This window comes from Aliidiomarina halalkaliphila (assembly GCF_007096385.1).
Lineage (GTDB): Bacteria > Pseudomonadota > Gammaproteobacteria > Enterobacterales > Alteromonadaceae > Aliidiomarina > Aliidiomarina halalkaliphila.
Genome location: NZ_VJWL01000004.1, coordinates 130,707 through 149,331, shown reverse-complemented (window position 1 = coordinate 149,331; position 18,625 = coordinate 130,707). Strand labels below are relative to the sequence as shown.

Below are 18,625 nucleotides of genomic sequence, written 5' to 3'. Positions count from 1 at the left end.
GCCGATAATTCGAGCGCGTATCATAGCAGAAAGTAACTGTAAAAAAATTTTCAAATTTGTCATACCAGCTTCATTTGATTGGTCTATGATTAAATAAAACAACAACAATTGATGAGGTCACTTATGAGTGAATCTGGGCCCAAGTACTATATCCTCGACACCAATATCCTCTTGCACGAACCTCTCGCTTTCCTTAACTTTCAAGAACATAACGTTGTGATTCCCATGGTGGTCTTAGAAGAACTTGACCACATCAAAGATCGTCAGAAAGATGTCAGTCGCGACGCCCGCGTGGCTATTCGCGCCTTGGAAGAAGCGCTCCATGAAGCAACACCAGAGCAAATTATATCGGGGGTTCCGCTGACTCGTGTCACCGGAGAACATCAAGCACAAGGGCACCTCTCAATCTTTCCCGATTACCAATTGCGCCAAACCGAAAGTGCGCTGTCGCTGAACGAAAATGATCATCGGATTATTCAAACCGCATTGCAACTGCAAGCGGATCGGGCCCCACGTAAAGTCGTGTTAGTGACGAAAGACATCAACATGCGCCTGAAGGCAAAAGGCGCTGGGGTGAAGTTAGTCGAAGACTATCGCACCGACCAATTAATCGACGATATTCGCCTGTTGGCGAAAGGCTTTTATACGTTTGAAGGCAATTTCTGGGATAGCGTAAAAGATGTGAAGACCGAACAAGATGGGCGCGATATTTATCACTACGTGGCCCGGGAATTGTTCCCCGCGGTTTATCCCAACGAGTACTTACTCGACGAAACGGAAACTTTTGCTGCCCGCGTAGAAAGCTTCACTGACACCCATGTAAAACTATTGGATATTGGTCGCGAGCGACTGATGAGCCAGCGTGCCTGGGGCATTTTACCGAAAAATATTTACCAAGCCATGGGCATGCATGCTCTGCTTGACCCAACGCAAGACTTGGTGATTTTAACTGGCCCTGCAGGCTGTGGGAAAACGCTATTGGCGCTTGCCACTGCGTTGGAGCAGGTGGTTGAAAAGGGCTTATACGAGAAAATTATTGTAACGCGAAATACGCCAGAAATAGCCGAATCTATTGGTTATTTACCGGGTACCGAAGAAGAGAAAATGGCGCCATGGTTGGCGGCAATTACCGATTCTTTAGAGGTGTTGCACAAGCAAGACGAAAACATGGAATCGAGTTTGAATTACATTATGAACAAAGCCAACATTCAGTTTAAGTCGTTAAACTTTATGCGTGGTCGCAGCATTCAAAATGCCGTGGTGTTACTCGATGAGGCGCAGAACTTAACGGCGTCGCAGTTGAAAACTATCGTGACCCGCTGCGGTGCTGGCACCAAAATTATTTGCTCGGGGAACTTAGCGCAAATCGATTCTTATTATTTAACCGCGGTGACCTCGGGCCTCACCTACATTGTGGAGCGCTTTAAAAATTACCATGGTAGCTCAACTATGAATCTCAATGGCGTGGTGCGCTCAAGCTTGGCGCAATATGCTGAAGAAAATTTATAGCGGGGGATTATTCGTATAAGGATGCGAAGTAATCTTCCAAAATAAGGCACGCGGCCGCGCTATCGACGCGGCCTTTTTGCAGCTCGCGAAAACCACCCCGTTCGAATAAGGCTTCGCGCACACTGGTGGTGGTGAGACGTTCATCTTGCAGATGAATTTGCACACCAAAACGGCCATGGAGGCGATTAGCGAACTTGCGTGCGAGATCCGTGAGCGGCTGTTCCGTCCCATCCATGTTTAGTGGCAAGCCCACCACACAAAGCGTGGGTTGCCATTCCTTGATCAGCTTTTCGACCTGCAACCAATCGGGAATCCCTTCTTTGGCTTTGAGCGCCGTAAGGGGCGTGGCGGTGCCAGTAATGGCTTGGCCAACGGCAACGCCAATGCTTTTAGTGCCAAAGTCAAAACTGAGCACGCTCATTACGCGTGGCCTGCCTGACTCGACAGTTGTGAAATATCAAAGCCAAGTCGTTCTGCGGCTTTGCTCCAGCGCTCCGGAGTCGGCGTATTGAACAAGAGGTCGGCGTCAGCGGGAATGGTCAGCCAACTGTTATCGGCAATCTCTTGCTCTAACTGACCCGGATCCCAGCCCGCATAACCAAGGGCCAAAATAAAATGAGGCGGCGCTTGTTCAGAGCCAAGTGACTCCAGAATATCCCGCGACGTCGTGATCATAATGTCATCGCCTAGTTGCAAACTGCTGCGCCACCCTGGCTGGGGCGTATGCAATACAAAGCCACGATCCGTGGCCACAGGGCCGCCAGTATACACATGCGCCATTTGCAAATATTTGTCGGTGGGCACTTCAATTTCGATTTGTTCGAGCAGCTTGGCCACCGTCATGTCCACCGGCTGATTGATCATCAGCCCCATGGCCCCTTCTTGGTTATGTTCGCAGATGTAGGTCACACTGCGCTGAAAGAAAGGGTCATTGAGGCCAGGCATCGCAATCAAAAAGTGGTTCTGCAGACTGTTAAAATCCGTACTGTCGTTACTACTTTGGGTTTTTCGAGTGCTTTTACTCACAGATAACCATGCCTTTGCTCAAAAAATTAGTGTTTATTGGCGGAAAGGTCCGCTTCGATGGCCTCAAATAACTGGGCAGCAATATTTATATCATAGGCGTTTTCGATTTCACGCATACAAGTGGGGCTGGTCACGTTAATTTCAGTAATGCGATCACCAATCACATCCAGGCCCACCAAATACAGCCCTTTTTCTTTGAGGATAGGACCGACTGCATGGGCGAGGGCGAAATCAGATTCGCTTAATGGTTGTGGACGTCCACTGCCGCCGGCAGCCAAGTTTCCGCGTGTTTCTCCCGCCGAAGGAATACGAGCCAGGGAGTATGGAACCGGTTCACCATTCACCAAAATAATGCGCTTGTCGCCATCTTTGATCGCCGGAAGGTACTCTTGAACCATCGCGAATCGTTTGCCGTGATCGGTGAGGGTTTCGATAATCACGCCGAGATTCGAACCGGATTCGTCGACCCGAAAAATGGACGCGCCACCCATGCCATCGAGTGGTTTCACGATAACATCTTTGTGGCGGGCGTAAAATTCACGAATTTGTTGGCTATCACGACTCACAATGGTGGCTGGAATTAATGCTGGGAACCATGCGGTGAAGAGTTTTTCGCCACAATCTCGCAGGCTTTGCGGCCGATTGACTACGAATGCACCATCCCGTGCTGCTAGATCCAAAATGTGGGTGGCGTATACAAATTCCATATCAAAGGGCGGATCTTTGCGCATTAAAATAATATCGAAGCTGCCTAGCGCTTCTACACGGCTTTCACCTAGGGTGTAAAAATCGTCCAATTGGTCGCGCACTTCGAGTGAACGCACACGCCCAAACGGGCTGCCGTTCTCGATAAATAAGTCACCGATCTCTAAATACGTTAACTCATGACCGCGGGCCTGAGCTTCGAGGGCCAAGCGAAAACTCGTATCTTTGTAGGTTTTAACGGTAGCAATGGGATCCATTACGATCGCGACGCGCAACATAGCAGGCTCCTTTTAGAAATCGCCGAAATGAGATTGTAACGCAGTTATGGCCGCAAGTGCGGCAGTTTCTGTGCGCAGAACACGCGGCCCGATCTGCACCCCTAAGCATTGGTGGTCGCTGAGCAACTGAACTTCGTCGTCAGTGAAGCCACCTTCGGGGCCGATGATTAAGGTATACGCGGCGCTTCGAGGAATGTCACGAAAGCGCGTTTGCGCATAAGGATCGAGAATCACCCGTTGGCTTGTATCTGCGTTTTGTAGCCATTGCGGCAGGGCGAGAGCGTCGCGCACTTGAGGTACCCAATTGCGGCCACTTTGTTCACAAGCCCCCAACACAATCTTGCGCCACTGATCTTGTTTTCTCGCAAGGCGCTCTTGGTTGAGTTTTACATTACAGCGTTGGGTGAACACTGGGGTTATGGAGGTAACACCGAGCTCCACGGATTTTTGTAATACAAAGTCCATGCGGTCGCCTTTGGAAATTCCCTGAACTAAGTGAATCTCCAATGAGGACTCGCGCGAGTCGGTGATGCTGTCGTTAATTTCAACCTGCACGGATTTCTTGCTGACATGGAGGATGGTTGCGGCGAAGCGCACATCACTGCCATCGAACAGTTCGAGCGATTGGCCCGGTTGCATACGCAACACGCGACCCACGTGATGACTGGCGTCGTCACTGAGGGTCACCTGTTGCAGTCCGGCTAAAGGTGCCGGGTGATAAATCCGAGGTATACGCATGAATCGTATCCGCGCGTTGGTTAAAGCGACGCTAAAATAGCGTCAACTTTATCGGTGCGCTCCCATGGAAACTCCTCGCGGCCGAAATGTCCATAAGCAGCAGTTGGCAAATAAATCGGGCGCTCTAAATCCAACATTTGCAGAATGCCAAACGGGCGCAAATCGAAGTGCTCACGCACCAGTCGAATCAGCGTATCTTCGTCGTACTTGCTTGTGCCAAAGGTTTCGATACTGATCGACGTGGGTTCAGCGACGCCAATGGCGTATGAAACTTGAATTTCTAAACGCTCGGCAAGACCGGCAGCGACTAAATTTTTGGCTACATAGCGCGCGGCGTAAGCTGCACTGCGATCGACCTTCGACGGATCTTTACCCGAGAATGCGCCGCCACCGTGACGCGCCATACCGCCGTAGGTATCGACGATAATTTTGCGTCCGGTAAGACCACAATCACCCATGGGCCCACCAATCACAAAGCGTCCGGTTGGATTAATGTGAATCTGGGTGGTCGGGCTCAGCCACTCACTCGGTAATACCGGTTGAATAATCGTTTCCATGACATCTTTGCGCAGTTGCTGCAGAGAAATTTCTGGGGCGTGTTGTGTCGATAACACAATGGCATCGACACCCACGGGCTTGCCATTCTCATATATAAAGGTGAGCTGGCTTTTTGCATCCGGACGCAACCATGGCAATTCTGTACGGCGAACTTCCGCCTGACGCTGCACAAGTTTATGTGCATACATAATAGGAGCTGGCATTAGCTCAGCGGTTTCATTGCTGGCATAACCAAACATTAACCCTTGGTCGCCGGCGCCTTGATCTTCTGGGCGTTCCCGATCAACACCTTGGTTAATATCTGGAGATTGCTTGCCGATGGCGTTTAATACGGCGCAACTGTCGGCATCAAATCCCATATCAGAATGGGTGTAGCCAATTTTGCGTACCGTATTGCGGGTAAGTTCTTCAATATCGACCCACGCATTGGTGTTAATTTCGCCGCCCACCAAAACCATGCCTGTTTTTACGTAGGTTTCGCAGGCCACACGGGCCCGTGGATCTTGTTCAAGAATCGCGTCAAGGACAGCATCGGAAATTTGGTCGGCTATTTTATCCGGATGCCCTTCGGAAACGGATTCAGAGGTAAACAAGTGTCTTGCCATAATATTTTCTTCTCGCAAATAAAAGAAAGACCGGTTTGTGCCGGCACTTTTAAAATTGGGGGTGAGTTTATCGTATTCTCAAAACAAATACTACATTTAGACGTCTATCTGTCTAAACGAAACCCTAAGCGTTTTTCCTTACCTTGCTATTTTTCCGTCAAATCAAGCGACTGAATTTGCCTGTGATGGCCGAATGATGGACAATACGCGCGCTAGGGTATACGAGCCCACTCGTTCACGTGATCACCTAACCGCCAGGAGTCAGTAATGTCCGATCGTCGCTATCTCGCCAATGCCATCCGTGCCCTCAGCATGGATGCCGTTCAACAAGCTAAGTCAGGCCACCCGGGAGCTCCCATGGGTATGGCGGATATCGCCGAAGTCTTGTGGCGGGATTATATGGCGCATAACCCACAGAATCCGGAGTGGGCGAATCGCGATCGTTTTGTGTTATCGAATGGTCATGGCTCCATGCTGATTTACTCGTTGCTGCACTTAACTGGCTACGATGTTTCCATCGACGACCTTAAAAATTTCCGGCAGCTGCATTCAAAAACCCCAGGGCATCCTGAGTACGGTTACACGCCGGGCGTAGAAACCACCACTGGTCCGCTGGGGCAAGGGGTATCCAACGCTGTGGGTATGGCTATCGCCGAAAAAGTATTGGCTGCGCAATTTAATCGTCCCGAATTCCCAGTGGTTGATCACTACACCTACACCTTCTTAGGTGATGGTTGCTTGATGGAAGGTATCTCCCATGAAGTGTGTTCACTGGCGGGCACTTTGGGCTTGGGTAAACTTATTGCATTCTATGATGACAACGGCATCTCTATTGATGGCGAAGTAGAAGGTTGGTTTACCGACGATACGGTAAAACGCTTCGAAAGCTATGGTTGGCAGGTGATCGCAAACGTGGATGGCCATGATAGCCAAGCAATAAAAGCTGCCATTGAAGCCGCACGAGCGGATAGCGAACGACCCACACTGATTTGCTGTAAAACCATTATTGGATTTGGTGCGCCAAACAAGCAGGGCACTGAAAGTTGCCACGGCGCCCCTCTCGGTGATGATGAAATCGCCAAAACCCGAGAAGCCTTAGGCTGGACCCATGGCGCCTTTGAAGTGCCTGCGGATGTGTATGAGCAGTGGTCGGCACTCACAAGTGGTGAAGCCCGTGAGCAAAGCTGGAACCTTCTGTTTGCTCACTACGAAAAAGCGCATCCCGAACTCGCGGCAGAATTTAAGCGCCGCATGGCGGGTGAGCTTCCGACAAATTGGCAGCGCGACGCCCAAGCCTATGTTGAAAAGCTGCAAGCGAATCCAGAAAAAGTGGCTACGCGGAAAGCATCACAAAATGCATTAAATGCCTTTGGTCCGATCCTTCCTGAGTTGCTTGGTGGCTCTGCGGATTTGGCCGGCTCCAACCTGACTATCTGGAAGGATTCGAAGCCCCTCACGGCCCAAGATGCGAGTGGAAACTACATTTTTTATGGCGTGCGCGAGTTTGGCATGTCCGCCATTATGAACGGCATTCAACTCCACGGTGGTTTGCGCCCTTACGGCGCGACTTTCTTGATGTTTATGGAATACGCGCGCAATGCGGTACGTATGGCCGCGTTAATGAAGCAGCCGGTGATTCATGTGTATACCCATGATTCCATTGGTTTGGGTGAAGATGGTCCGACCCACCAACCGGTAGAACAGTTAGCGAACTTACGTCTTACGCCGAACGTACAAACGTGGCGCCCTTGTGATCAAGTAGAATCTGCAATTGCTTGGCAAGCGGCGGTTGAACGCACCGACGGGCCTACCTGTTTGATCTTCACCCGCCAAGGGGTGGCGCAGATGGAACGTTCAGCTGAACAGTTAGCCGATGCTCGCCGCGGTGGTTATGTGCTCAAAGATTTCGCTAAGAACCCTGAGCTTATTTTGATTGCGACCGGTTCTGAAGTGGAACTGGCCATGCAGGCCGCAGAAAAATTACATGCGGCAGGTGAAAAAGTACGCGTGGTCTCAATGCCATCAACTTGCGTATTCGATAAACAAGAGCAGGCATACCGTGATGCGGTATTACCTCCGCAGGTGCGCCGTCGCGTGGCCATCGAAGCAGGAATAGCGGACTTCTGGCACAAATATACTGGTTTCGACGGAGCCGTTGTTGGTATGACGACGTTCGGAGAGTCAGCACCGGCAGAACAACTTTTCGCTCATTTTGGATTTACCGTCGACAATGTTGTGCAAACAGCACAGCGTGTGTAATTTCGGAGTATGACTTTGATTCAACCAGTATCAGGTTCGCCGCCACTGCGCGTTGCTATTAACGGATTTGGTCGTATTGGCCGTTCGGTGATGCGCGCGTGGGTTGAGTCGGGCTGGCATCAGAACATCGAGATTGTCGCCATAAATGAGCCTGCGGCTATTCAAGGTATGGCGCATTTACTGCAGTACGATTCCACACACGGCCGGTTCGCTGCGGAAGTGCGCGTGGATGGTGAGCATTTAGTGATTGGTAAAAGCCGCATTCCAGTGTTTCACCACCGCACCATTGAGGCCTTACCTTGGGCCGATTTAAAGGTGGATGTGGTACTGGAGTGTAGTGGTGCGTTTGGCTCCCGAAACGACGGTCAAGCACATTTAGATGCAGGTGCCGCTCGCGTGTTGTTTTCTCATCCGGCAGCACCGGATGTAGATTTCACCCTGATTCAAGGGATCAATCATCACGAGCTTACCTCAGGGCATAAAATTATCTCTAATGGTTCCTGCACTACGAACTGTATCGTGCCGGTCATCAAAGTACTGGATGATGCTTTTGGCGTGGATAGCGGTACCATTACGACCATTCACTCGGCGATGAACGATCAACAAGTGATCGACGCTTACCATGATGATTTACGTCTAGCGCGGGCGGCATCGCAAAGTATAATTCCAGTAGATACGCGTTTGGCTCGCGGGATTGAACGCATCTTGCCCAAGTTTGCAGGGCGCTTTGAAGCCATTGCCGTGCGTGTGCCGACAACCAACGTTACCGCAATGGATTTGAGTGTGACATTAAACAGCGATGTCGACATTCAAAGCGTGAACCATGCGCTCAAGCATGCAAGTCAGCACTTACTTCCCGGGATTCTCGGATATACTGAAGTGCCATTGGTATCGTCTGACTTTAATCATGATCCGCGCTCAGCCATCGTTGATGGCACGCAAACGCGCGTGAGCCATAAGCAACTCGTAAAAGTTTTAAGCTGGTGTGACAACGAATGGGGCTTTGCCAACCGGATGTTGGAGAGCGCGGCCTATATTGGCACGCTGCTCACTGAATAGATCCAAGCCCATGGGGTCGACAGAAGTTAACTAAGGACAACAACAATGACCATTAAATTGATGACCGATTTTGATTTACGCGGCAAACGAGTACTGATCCGCGAAGATCTCAATGTGCCCATTAAAGACGGGAAGGTTGCTTCCGATGCGCGACTTCGCGCTGCATTACCTACACTGCAACAAGCGCTCGAGCAAGGCGCGAAAGTTATGGTGATGTCGCATTTAGGACGCCCGGAAGAAGGCGAATACAATGCCGAATACTCCATGGCCCCAGTGGTGAAGTACTTAGCCAACGCGTTAAAATTTCCTGTTCGCCTTGAAAGTAATTACCTAGATGGCGTCGACGTGGCAGGTGGCGAACTCGTTGTTTTTGAAAATGTTCGCTTCAATGTAGGTGAAAAGAAAAACGATCCCACCCTCGCGAGAAAAATGGCGGCCTTGTGCGATATCTTTGTAATGGATGCATTTGGTACAGCCCATCGCGCACAAGCATCTACCTACGGTGTTGCTCAATACGCCCCGATCGCCTGCGCCGGACCCTTGTTATGGGATGAGCTAGATGCCCTTGGCAAAGCCTTGGAGAATCCAAAGCGGCCTCTGGTTGCAATCGTGGGTGGTTCCAAAGTATCGACTAAGCTTATGGTATTGAACTCCTTGGTGCGCAAAGTAGACCAACTTATTGTTGGAGGCGGCATTGCCAATACCTTTATCGCCGCGGCGGGGCACGATGTGGCCAAATCGCTCTATGAACCGGATTTGCTCAAAGAAGCATCGCGTTTGGCGGAGTCAGCGAAAACTCGGGGAGCGACGATCCCGCTACCGACAGATGTCGTGGTAGGTGATAAGTTTGGCGAGGATGCAAAAGCGACCACTAAATCAATCACTGAGGTGAGTGGCGATGATCAGATTCTTGATGTGGGCCCAGACACAGCGAAGGCCTTAGCTGCGATGTTAGAGAACGCAGGTACCATTTTGTGGAATGGCCCTGTTGGGGTATTTGAGTTTGACCAATTTGCAGGCGGAACCAAAACGCTTGCAGAAGCAATTGCAAAGAGCGATGCGTTTTCAATTGCAGGTGGTGGTGATACCCTAGCAGCAATTGATAAGTATGGCATTGCAGACCAAGTTTCCTATATTTCAACCGGTGGCGGCGCGTTTTTAGAATTCTTAGAAGGTAAAAAATTACCGGCGGTTTCCATTCTTGAAGCACGTGGCAGCGAGAGCGATTAGTTGACTATGCACGTTGCAGCAGCCAGAACTAATATTAAAACTAAGTAGATAAGGAGTTCTCTCATGGCTTTGATTTCCATGCGGCAGATGCTCGACCACGCGGCCGAGTTTGGCTACGGTGTCCCAGCATACAATGTGAACAATTTAGAGCAGATGCGGGCGATTATGATGGCCGCAGACGAAACCAATAGCCCGGTGATCGTGCAAGCATCGGCAGGCGCGCGTAAATACGCGGGTGCCCCTTTCTTACGTCATCTTATTCTTGCAGCGATTGAAGAGTGGCCCCATATTCCGGTGGTGATGCATCAAGATCACGGTACTTCACCTGCGGTGTGTCAGCGTTCAATTCAGTTGGGTTTTAGCTCAGTGATGATGGATGGTTCTTTGCGCGAAGATGGGAAAACGCCGGCAGAGTATGATTACAACGTAGACGTCACGCGACGCGTGGTGGAAATGGCCCATGCTTGCGGTGTCTCTGTAGAAGGTGAACTTGGTTGTTTAGGTTCTCTCGAAACCGGGCAGGCGGGCGAAGAAGACGGTGTTGGCGCAGAGGGTACATTAACCCACGATCAGTTGCTCACGGATCCGGAAGAAGCGGCTGAATTTGTGAAAGCCACGCAAGTGGATGCATTAGCGATTGCGTGTGGAACCTCCCATGGCGCCTACAAGTTTACACGTCCACCGACAGGCGACATTTTAGCTATCGATCGGATTAAAGAAATTCATGCTCGTATTCCAAATACTCACTTAGTGATGCACGGGTCGTCGTCAGTACCGCAAGAGTGGTTAGCAATCATCAATGAATTCGGTGGTGAGATTCCAGAAACATATGGTGTGCCTGTGGAGCAGATCCAAGAAGGGATTCGCCATGGTGTGCGTAAGGTAAACATTGATACTGATTTGCGTTTGGCCTCTACCGGTGCGGTTCGTCGCTTCCTAGCGGAAAACCCCTCAGAGTTTGATCCACGTAAATATTTGCAAGCATCAACCAAAGCGATGTATGACATTTGTAAGGCTCGCTATGAAGCCTTCGGTACGGCGGGTAACGCGAGCAAAATTAAGCCGGTATCATTAGAGAAAATGTTCATGATGTATGAAAAAGGTGAGCTAAAAGCCACTATAAAGTAAATCGTGAATTGACCGATATAACGACCATCGGCATGTAAATGCCGATGGTTTTTTCGACTTTAGGGTACGAAAGTGACCCGAATTCCTCTAAAATAGAGGATGTTGTGCACAAAATAATAGATATTTAGGGGGACGCGTGCGTTTAAATCGATTCGGACTCGCAGCAGTCGCGATAGCATCCATGGGAATGGGGACGGCATCGGCATCCACCTTTATGTTTGACGACATTCAGGATGTAGATCCAGCAAAACAAGACGGGAAATGGCGTGCGAGCGCTGAAATCGGTGTTCTGATCCGATCAGGAAACACGGATTCTCGCTCGTGGAAAGGCAAAGTCGACCTTCAGCGTGACACGCTTCAATGGCGCCATCGCGGGATCATTGATTACTATCGCCAGGAACGTAAAACCTTTGAAGGTGAAACCGTTACCGATGCGGATCGTCTGTTTGTCTCGGGTCAGTCCAACCGGAAGTTTGGCTCGTCCAATCATTCGTCTGTGTTCTTGTATGGTTCCTATGAAGACGATGCGTTAAATAGTTACGAATATCAATCCACCATTGCGGCAGGTTATGGTACCCGGTACCACTTTACCCCCGATCTCTTTACTGACTTTGAGGTCGGTCCCGGTGTGTCGTTCGATAAACGCCGCGATACCGGTGAAACCGATACCGACTTAATTGTTCGTTTAGCGGGTAACCTTGATTGGCAAATCAGTGAAACAGCGCGCTTTACGCAGCTTGTATCCACCGAAATTGGCGATGATAATACGCGTTCTCGGGCAGTAAGCGCCCTGACCGCAAACTTGAATTCTCGGCTTGCTTTACGGTTGTCGTTAACCTTAACTCATAACAGTACTGTGTTTGAGCAGCCAAACGGTCGTATTCCAGAAAAAATGGATACGGAAACAGCAGTTACGATCGTCTACACATTCTAATCGGTAACTTAGATTACCTTGGTAACGTGTAACGCTCACTTGTTCGTGTAAGGAACGAGGCGTTAGTTTCATGAAAAAATCAGAATTTCATTTCGACTTGCCCGATCATCTGATCGCGCGGTATCCTCAACCTGATCGCAGTAGTAGTCGCTTACTTACCTTGGATGGCCCGAGTGGGGCCATTAGCCATCAGCAGTTTCGAGAACTCCCCAACTTACTCCGTGCCGGTGATCTCTTGGTGTTTAACGACACTCGGGTTATTCCTGCTCGCCTACTCGGGCAAAAAGTGTCCGGTGGCAAAGTTGAAGTGTTGGTGGAGCGAGTGCTTGATCAGCACCGAGTGCTGGCGCATCTGCGCAGTAATCGTTCACCCAAAGCAGGAACCAAATTGCTCTTGGAAAACGCAGTTCAGGCAACGGTTATGGGGCGAGAAGATGCACTCTTTGAGATTGCGTTCGACCCCAGTAGGTCTGTTTTAGAATGGCTTGACGCTTATGGCCACATGCCATTGCCTCCCTATATTGATCGCCCCGATGAAGCCAGTGATCGGGAACGTTATCAAACGGTGTACAGTAAAAAGCCGGGTGCGGTCGCGGCACCTACAGCCGGTTTGCACTTTGATGATGCGGTTATGCAAGCCCTCGCTGAAAAAGGCGTGGAAACTGCATACGTGACCTTGCATGTGGGCGCCGGTACCTTTCAGCCGGTACGTACCGACGATATTCGTGATCACACCATGCACAGTGAGTATGCGGAAGTACCTGCGGACGTGGTCGCGGCAGTGGAACGCACGAAGGCGCGCGGTGGACGCGTGATTGCGGTGGGAACAACGTCGGTGCGATCGCTTGAGTCAGCGGCTCATTTTAATCAAGGTACATTGGCCCCGTTTACTGCAGAAACGAATATCTTTATCTATCCTGGCTATCGTTTTCACGTGGTAGATGCGATGATCACGAACTTTCATTTGCCAGAGTCGACGCTCATTATGTTGATCTCAGCGTTCGCCGGTAAAGAACACGTGATGGCGGCTTATCAAGCAGCAATCCAAGCAGAATACCGATTTTTTAGCTATGGTGATGCCATGTTTATTACCCAAAACCCACGGGTCGAAGCCATGAGCACAAGCACACCCCATCAAAACGAAAAGGTTGATTCATGAAGTTTGAATTAATGAAAACCGCTGGTCGAGCGCGGCGCGGTCAACTCCAATTTGAACGTGGCGTGGTTGATACGCCGGCGTTTATGCCTGTTGGCACCTTGGGTACAGTAAAAGGCATGTCGCCAGAAGAACTCAAGGATACCGGAGCACAGATTTGTTTGGGGAACACCTTTCACCTGATGCTACGGCCAGGCACCAGTATTATTCGCCAACATGGTGACCTGCACGATTTTATGAACTGGGACCGTCCAATCCTTACCGATTCCGGCGGCTTTCAAGTATTTAGTTTAGGTGAGCTGCGTAAAATCTCGGAAGAAGGGGTGACCTTCCGTTCGCCGATTAATGGCGAGAAGATTCTTCTTACACCAGAGAAATCCATGGAAGTGCAGCGCGAGCTTGGTGCCGATGTGGTGATGATTTTTGACGAATGTACGCCATATCCTGCTACTGAAAAGCAAGCTGAAGATTCCATGCAACTGTCGCTGCGTTGGGCGGAACGTTCGAAAGAAGCCCATAGCGATAATCCAGCGGCATTGTTTGGTATTATTCAAGGCGGGATGTACGAAGAGCTCCGCGATGTATCTTTAGAAGGCTTAACCAATATTGGCTTTGATGGTTACGCCATCGGCGGCTTGTCGGTGGGTGAGCCAAAAGACGACATGATGCGGATTCTTGACCATACGGCGCCGAAAATGCCGGAAGACAAGCCCCGTTATTTGATGGGGGTGGGTAAACCAGAAGATCTCGTGGAAGCGGTGCGTCGCGGTGTCGACATGTTCGATTGCGTGATGCCTACCCGAAATGCACGGAACGGTCATCTTTTCACTTCTGAAGGGGTCATTAAGATTCGTAATGCCCGTCATCGCACGGATACAGCGCCTTTAGACGCGGATTGCGATTGCTATACCTGCCAAAATTACTCACGGGCCTATCTGCATCATTTAGACCGTTGTAATGAGATTTTAGGGGCGCGTTTAAACACGATCCATAACCTGCATTATTATCAAACCTTGATGCAGGGAATGCGGGATGCGATCGAAAACGATCAATTTGATCAATTCGTTGCTGCGTTTTACGCCAAGCGTGGCGAAAACGTGCCGCCTTTAGATTGATTTAATCGATCTTAGGCTTTACATGGGGCGCTGGTTTGTTTAGAATTCAGCACCAATTTTATCCGGCGGGGCTATTTGAACGACCCGCGACTATTGAATTTTTTGAGGTGAGGGGCTAATGCCAGCAGTTAAATTGAAAGAAAACGAGCCATTTGACGTCGCACTGCGCCGTTTCAAGCGTTCATGTGAAAAAGCAGGTGTCTTGTCTGAAGTTCGCAGCCGCGAATTCTACGAGAAGCCAACTTCTGAGCGTAAGCGTAAGAAAGCAGCAGCTGTGAAGCGTCACGCGAAGAAATTGTCGCGCGAAAACGCTCGTCGCACTCGCCTGTATTAAGATTTCGCCCTCGCTTTAGTGCGAGCGTGTGAAGTTGCGTTAAGTAGTAGGCTTTTTGTGAAGACGCTACTGAAGGACGCCACTAAAGAACCGTGCCCCGCACGGTTTTTTTGTGAATCAGCACCATTGATTGTTTCAAAAAATCCGCTTTTTATTGCGCGGTGAGCAGAGTACATTAGTGCAATGGCTGGATTAATTCCTAAAGACTTCATTCAAGACCTCATTGCACGCGCTGATATTGTCAGCGTGGTCGAAACCCGTGTGCGCTTAAAAAAGGCCGGTCGCAATTATCAGGCCTGTTGTCCATTTCATAATGAAAAATCCCCTTCTTTTACGGTTGCTCCCGATAAGCAGTTTTATCATTGCTTTGGCTGTGGTGCTCATGGGAACGCCCTGGATTTCGTGATGGAATACGATGGCTTAGATTTCCCAGATGCTGTGGAAGAGCTCGCCGCCAGTATGGGCTTAGAAGTGCCGCGGGAGACGCGCGGTGGTTCCGGTAAGCCGGGGCGGGATAAGAGTGAAATCGAAGATGATTTCCAGTTAATGGAGCAATGCGCCCGCTTTTTTGCCAAGCAACTGAAAACGTCATCGGAGCGGGAACGGGTAGTCGGTTATTTGAAAAACCGTGGATTAAGCGGGGAAGTGGTGCGTGATTTTGGCATTGGTTACGCACCGGAAGCTTGGGATGCGATATTGCGCGAGTTCGGTACCTCTAAAGAACGGCAGCAGCAATTGCTTGCTCTTAAAATGATCACCGAAAGCGAACGCGGTAAGCGGTTCGACTTTTTTCGGGATCGCATTATGTTCCCTATTCGCGATAGGCGCGGGCGTGTGGTGGGATTCGGCGGACGTGTTTTAGATAAAGGTGAGCCGAAATATTTAAATTCGCCGGAAACGCGTTTATTTCATAAGGGCCGTGAGCTGTACGGTTTTTATGAAATGAAGCAAAAGCACCGTGAGCTTGAGCGTGTCATTATCGTTGAAGGCTATATGGATGTGGTGGCCCTTGCGCAGTATGGCGTTACTAATGCCGTGGCAGCCCTAGGCACTGCGGCCACGAGCGAGCACCTGCAATTACTCTTTCGTCAGGCCAAACAGATCGTGTGTTGTTTCGATGGTGATCGTGCCGGTCGCGATGCGGCCTGGCGTGCGCTGGAAAATGCGCTACCCTTATTGCGCGATGGAACAGACCTGCGGTTTTTGTTTCTTCCTGATGGTGAAGATCCAGATACGATTGTTCGCGCGGAAAAAGCCGAAGGCTTTCAAAAGCGTGTCGAAAAAGCGATGTCGTTCCGAGATTATTTCTTTGATCACATCACCGCTGAACTGGATTTGCGCACAGACGCAGGCAAATCAACCTTGGTTGCCACCGCGCGGCCACTGATACAGCAAGTCGCAAGTGAATTTTATCGAAGTCTGCTTATGGAAGAGTTGGCGAAGAAACTAAGTCGGACCGTTCCAGAGCTAGAGAAATTGGTGCCACATCAGGCCCGCTCAGATGCAAATGCATCACGTGCTCAGAAAAATGGTTCGCTGAGTCCTGTGGCTCGAGCCATCGGTTTATTGGTGCAGTACCCGCAGCTAGGGCAATTGGTTCCTGTGCATCAGGAACTCGAACGATTGCAATTAGAAGGCATGAAAGTCTTCATGGGATTACATCGACAAACCGCAGCTCAAAAGCTCACTACCGCCCAAGTGCTTGAAGCTTGGCGCGGTACTAAATTTGAGCCACATCTTCGGCGTTTGGCCAGTTGGGAACACCAAGTGCTGGAAGAAAACCTGGAGCAGGAATTTTCGGAAACATACATGTTTTTGATCGACCGCTATTTAGAGCAGCGCTATGAAGAGCTAAAAGCGCTGCCAGCCAGTGAAATGACAAAAGCCCGGTTACAGGAACTCAATGAACTTATCCGCATGATGAAACGTAATTAAATAAACGTTTTTCATTCATGTAGAAACTCAGTTTGGACTAAAACTAAACTGGTTGAATCCTGTACATTTTGTTATACTGAGCGGTCATCCCGCACGAATTAAAAAACGTCTTTACTGAGGTGAACGCCCGTATGCAGACTCGTCAGTCGCAACTGAAATTACTTATTGCGAAAGGTAAAGAGCAAGGTTATCTAACTTTTGCTGAGGTCAATGACCACCTTCCGCAAGACATCGTTGACTCGGATCAGATTGAAGACATCATCCGCATGATCAACGACATGGGGATTAAAGTGTATGAAGCTGCCCCCGATGCCGACGATCTGATGATGAGCGAAGATGCAGCCGATGAAGATGCCGCTGAAGAAGCGGCGGCTGCACTAGCCACTGTCGAAAGTGAAATTGGCCGCACTACTGATCCGGTGCGCATGTACATGCGTGAAATGGGCACGGTAGAGCTATTAACCCGGGAAGGGGAGATAGCCATTGCCAAGCGTATTGAAGAAGGTATTAACCAAGTTCAATGCTCGGTCGCGGAATATCCTGAAGCCATTAACTTCCTGCTAGAACAGTGGGATGCCTTTGAAGCGGAACAAATTCGCTTAACTGAGATCATCTCAGGCTTTATCGATCCAAACGAAGTAGACGAAGCGCCAGTGAGCGCAACTCACGTGGGTTCAGAGTTAAGCAATGATCAACTCGAAGATGAAGATGATGATGGCGACGATGATGATGATGATTCAGATGATGATTCAACAGATACCGGTGTCGATCCAGAACAAGCTCGTGAGAAATTCGCTGAGTTACGTGATCAATACGAATCCACGCGCGCGGCAATTAAAAAGCACGGTCGCGAGCACGATAAAGCACGGGTAGAAATCGAGCAACTGAGCGAGTTGTTCAAACAGTTCCGTTTGGTGCCAAAGCAATTTGATCGTCTTGTTAAAGACATGCGCGAAATGATGGACCGAGTTCGCGTGCAAGAGCGCTTAATTATGAAGTTAGCGCTGGAACAGGCGAAAGTGCCTAAACGTACTTTTGTTATCGCCTTTGCAGGTAACGAAACCTCCATGGCGTGGTTCGATGGCTTAGTCGCCAAGAATGTGGGCTACAGCGAAGCACTCGCTGAGCACCGCGAAGAAATCGAGCGTTGCACTGGCAAATTACGCTCCATTGCCGAAGAAACGGGGCTGTCGATTGCGAAGGTAAAAGACATTAACCGTCGTATGTCGATTGGCGAAGCCAAAGCGCGTCGCGCCAAGAAAGAAATGGTGGAAGCGAACTTACGTTTGGTGATCTCGATTGCGAAGAAGTACACCAACCGTGGTCTCCAGTTCTTGGATCTCATTCAGGAAGGGAACATCGGCTTGATGAAAGCCGTGGATAAGTTCGAATACCGCCGTGGTTATAAGTTCTCAACCTATGCCACATGGTGGATTCGCCAAGCAATTACCCGTTCTATTGCCGACCAAGCCCGTACCATTCGGATTCCAGTGCACATGATCGAAACGATCAACAAACTGAATCGAATTTCGCGGCAGATGCTGCAAGAAATGGGGCGCGAGCCGCAGCCAGAAGAATTGGCTGAGCGCATGGCGATGCCGGAAGATAAGATCCGTAAGGTGCTGAAAATTGCGAAAGAGCCGATCTCCATGGAAACCCCAATTGGTGACGACGAAGATTCGCATTTAGGTGACTTTATCGAGGATACTACCCTCGACTTGCCGGTCGACGCAGCAACCTCTGAGAGCTTGCAAAACGCTGTACGCGACGTACTTGGTGGGCTCACCGCGCGGGAAGCGAAAGTACTGCGTATGCGCTTTGGTATTGATATGAATACCGACCATACCCTCGAAGAAGTAGGCAAGCAGTTTGATGTTACCCGAGAGCGGATTCGTCAGATTGAAGCCAAGGCATTGCGTAAGTTGCGTCATCCAAGCCGCAGCGAACAGTTGAAGAGTTTCCTCGACGAGTAAATTCGTATAACTGCTTGAAAAAGCGCCTCCGGGCGCTTTTTTGTTGCGTCTGATTTGGGTATACTTGCCGCCACTTTGCAGCA

The 18,625-nt window shown here is 49.9% G+C and carries 16 protein-coding genes; 11 read left to right on the top strand and 5 right to left on the bottom strand.

Annotated features, from left to right (window positions below; all coding sequences use genetic code 11):
• Positions 1-123: 123 nt before the first annotated feature.
• Positions 124-1,509: a PhoH family protein gene (locus FM042_RS10845; RefSeq protein ID WP_143236466.1), complete on the top strand. Its 1,386-nt coding sequence runs from the start codon at positions 124-126 to the stop codon at positions 1,507-1,509.
• Between the two features lie 7 nt (positions 1,510-1,516).
• Here the strand turns inward: FM042_RS10845 and ruvX are convergent, their stop codons facing one another.
• Genes ruvX through metK form a run of 5 tightly spaced genes read right to left on the bottom strand, consistent with a single transcriptional unit; the run spans position 1,517 to position 5,419 of the window.
• Positions 1,517-1,930, bottom strand: a complete 414-nt coding sequence (ruvX, locus tag FM042_RS10840) for a Holliday junction resolvase RuvX (protein WP_143236465.1) — start codon at positions 1,928-1,930, stop codon at positions 1,517-1,519.
• Complete coding sequence (locus FM042_RS10835; protein ID WP_408608860.1) at positions 1,930-2,535, bottom strand: YqgE/AlgH family protein; 606 nt, start codon at positions 2,533-2,535, stop codon at positions 1,930-1,932. The genes ruvX and FM042_RS10835 overlap by 1 nt, the downstream gene beginning before the upstream one ends.
• 26 nt (positions 2,536-2,561) lie before the next feature.
• Entirely contained in the window at positions 2,562-3,518 is a 957-nt protein-coding gene (gshB, locus tag FM042_RS10830) for a glutathione synthase (protein ID WP_143236464.1), read from the bottom strand.
• A gap of 12 nt (positions 3,519-3,530) precedes the next feature.
• Positions 3,531-4,256 (bottom strand): 16S rRNA (uracil(1498)-N(3))-methyltransferase, encoded by a 726-nt coding sequence (locus FM042_RS10825; RefSeq protein WP_143236463.1) that lies wholly within the window; start codon positions 4,254-4,256, stop codon positions 3,531-3,533.
• A gap of 20 nt (positions 4,257-4,276) precedes the next feature.
• Positions 4,277-5,419 (bottom strand): methionine adenosyltransferase, encoded by a 1,143-nt coding sequence (gene metK, locus FM042_RS10820; protein WP_143236462.1) that lies wholly within the window; start codon positions 5,417-5,419, stop codon positions 4,277-4,279.
• Positions 5,420-5,686: 267 nt separating this feature from the next.
• Between metK and tkt the strand changes: the two genes are divergently transcribed.
• From tkt to rpoD, 10 genes are all read left to right on the top strand, one after another.
• On the top strand, positions 5,687-7,678 hold the full coding sequence (gene tkt / locus FM042_RS10815; RefSeq protein WP_143236461.1) for a transketolase: 1,992 nt from the start codon (positions 5,687-5,689) through the stop codon (positions 7,676-7,678).
• A gap of 90 nt (positions 7,679-7,768) precedes the next feature.
• A complete protein-coding gene (locus FM042_RS10810) occupies positions 7,769-8,737 on the top strand; it encodes a glyceraldehyde 3-phosphate dehydrogenase NAD-binding domain-containing protein (protein WP_232366431.1) in 969 nt (322 codons plus the stop codon).
• A gap of 45 nt (positions 8,738-8,782) precedes the next feature.
• The gene (locus FM042_RS10805) at positions 8,783-9,967 is read left to right on the top strand and encodes a phosphoglycerate kinase (protein ID WP_143236459.1); all 1,185 of its coding nucleotides are present in this window, start codon (positions 8,783-8,785) and stop codon (positions 9,965-9,967) included.
• Positions 9,968-10,030: 63 nt separating this feature from the next.
• On the top strand, positions 10,031-11,095 hold the full coding sequence (fba, locus tag FM042_RS10800) for a class II fructose-bisphosphate aldolase (protein ID WP_143236458.1): 1,065 nt from the start codon (positions 10,031-10,033) through the stop codon (positions 11,093-11,095).
• Positions 11,096-11,231: 136 nt separating this feature from the next.
• The gene (locus FM042_RS10795; protein ID WP_143236457.1) at positions 11,232-12,029 is read left to right on the top strand and encodes a DUF481 domain-containing protein; all 798 of its coding nucleotides are present in this window, start codon (positions 11,232-11,234) and stop codon (positions 12,027-12,029) included.
• A 70-nt stretch (positions 12,030-12,099) separates the two neighbouring features.
• Positions 12,100-13,188, top strand: a complete 1,089-nt coding sequence (gene queA, locus FM042_RS10790; protein WP_143236456.1) for a tRNA preQ1(34) S-adenosylmethionine ribosyltransferase-isomerase QueA — start codon at positions 12,100-12,102, stop codon at positions 13,186-13,188.
• Positions 13,185-14,300 carry a tRNA guanosine(34) transglycosylase Tgt gene (tgt, locus tag FM042_RS10785; RefSeq protein WP_143236455.1) on the top strand — a complete coding sequence of 372 codons (1,116 nt, stop codon included), beginning with the start codon at positions 13,185-13,187 and terminating at the stop codon, positions 14,298-14,300. Before queA ends, tgt begins: the two co-directional genes overlap by 4 nt.
• A gap of 118 nt (positions 14,301-14,418) precedes the next feature.
• The gene (gene rpsU, locus FM042_RS10780; protein WP_143236454.1) at positions 14,419-14,634 is read left to right on the top strand and encodes a 30S ribosomal protein S21; all 216 of its coding nucleotides are present in this window, start codon (positions 14,419-14,421) and stop codon (positions 14,632-14,634) included.
• A gap of 183 nt (positions 14,635-14,817) precedes the next feature.
• On the top strand, positions 14,818-16,569 hold the full coding sequence (dnaG, locus tag FM042_RS10775; protein WP_143236453.1) for a DNA primase: 1,752 nt from the start codon (positions 14,818-14,820) through the stop codon (positions 16,567-16,569).
• Between the two features lie 131 nt (positions 16,570-16,700).
• Positions 16,701-18,542: an RNA polymerase sigma factor RpoD gene (gene rpoD / locus FM042_RS10770; RefSeq protein WP_143236452.1), complete on the top strand. Its 1,842-nt coding sequence runs from the start codon at positions 16,701-16,703 to the stop codon at positions 18,540-18,542.
• The last annotated feature ends 83 nt before the right edge of the window (positions 18,543-18,625 follow it).